The organism is Actinomadura logoneensis, assembly GCF_003428695.1.
Lineage (GTDB): Bacteria > Actinomycetota > Actinomycetes > Streptosporangiales > Streptosporangiaceae > Spirillospora > Spirillospora logoneensis.
Genome location: NZ_QURH01000540.1, coordinates 1 through 1,537, shown reverse-complemented (window position 1 = coordinate 1,537; position 1,537 = coordinate 1). Strand labels below are relative to the sequence as shown.

1 protein-coding gene is annotated in these 1,537 nt (G+C 76.7%); it reads left to right on the top strand.

Features of this window, described 5'->3' with window-relative positions; all coding sequences use genetic code 11:
* Positions 1-1,537, top strand: a 1,537-nt coding sequence (locus DZF91_RS23935) for a RelA/SpoT family protein (RefSeq protein ID WP_147341335.1), incomplete at both ends; no start/stop codon positions are given.

The following is a 1,537-nucleotide window of genomic DNA, read 5'->3' as shown; positions in this document are numbered from 1 at the left end:
GCCGCGGCGCCGCACGTCCGCGGCGACCGCCCCGCGGGCGGTCCCTGCGATCCGGCGCTCGCCCCGGCGCTCGCCCCGCTGCTCGCGCAGTACCGGTCGGTCTGCCCCGGCCGCGACGAGCGCGAGATCGTCCGCGGCTACCGGGTCGCCGAGCGGCTGCACCGCGGCCAGCTGCGCAAGTCCGGCGCCCCCTTCATCACCCATCCGCTCGCGGTCGCCACCATCCTCGCCGGGATGGGCATGGACACCGCCACGCTCGTCGCCGCCCTGCTGCACGACACCGTCGAGGACACCCCCTACACGCTGGACGAGCTGCGCGCCGACTTCGGCGAGGAGGTCGCCGTCCTGGTGGACGGGGTGACGAAGCTGGACGGCCGGCGCTGGGGCGCCCGCGCCGAGGCCGAGACCCTCCGCAAGATCGTGCTCGCCGCCGCGGCGGACCTGCGGGTCCTGGTGATCAAACTGGCGGACCGGCTGCACAACCTGCGCACGCTGGGCTTCCAGTCGCCCGAGAAGCGGATCAGGATCGCCACCGCCTCGCACGAGCTGCTCGTCCCGTTCGCCGAGCGGCTCGGCATCCGGGTGCTGCAGCGCGAGATGGACGACCTGGCGTTCGCCGCGCGCGACCCCGAGGCGCACGCCGCCACCGCCCACGCCGTCACCGCGGCGCTGGGCCGGGCCCCGGCCGTGTTCGGCCCCGCCATCGGACGGATCGGGGCCGCGCTGCGCGGCGACCGCGTCACGGCCGAGACCATCGTCCGGCCGCGCCACCTGTACGCGGTGCACACCGCGCACGGCGGGGACGTCGCGGGGCTGCGGCCGGGCGAGGCGGCCCACCTGCTGGTGCTCGTGGACGGCCCGGACACCGACTGCTACGTGGCGCTCGGCGCGGTCCACTCCGCCCTGCACCCGATCCCGGGCAACCTGCGCGACCACATCGCCACGCCCAAGTACAACCTGTACCGCTCGCTGCACACCCGCGTGGTCAGCCCGGGCGGCGACCCGATCGAGGTGATCATCCGGAGCCGGGCGATGCACCCGCTGGCCGAGTACGGGATCGTCGCGACCATCCGCGAGGCGGGCGACGACGCGGCCGGACGGGAGGTGGCGGGTCGCCGCGACCTGGTCTGGCTGAGCCGCCTGCTAGCCTGGCAGTCCGCCGCGCCGTCCGACCGGTTCCTGGACGGCCTGCGCGCCGACCTCGCCCCGGGCACGGTCGCGGCCTTCACCCCCGGCGGCCGGATGGTCACGCTGCCCGAGGGCGCGACCGCGCTGGACTTCGCCTACGCCCTGGACGACGGCACCGGGGAACGTTCCATCGGCGCCCTGGTCAACGGCCGCCAGGCGCCGCTGTCGGCCGAGCTGCGCAGCGGGAACGTGGTGGAGGTGCTGACCGGGCCCGCCGCCGCGCCGTCCGCCGAGTGGCTGGACTTCGCGGTGACCGCGCACGCGCGGGTCGGGATCTCCGAGTGGCTGGCCCGGCACCGCGCCGAGCGGTCCGCCGACGCCGGGCGCCGCCGGCTCGCCGAGGCCCTGG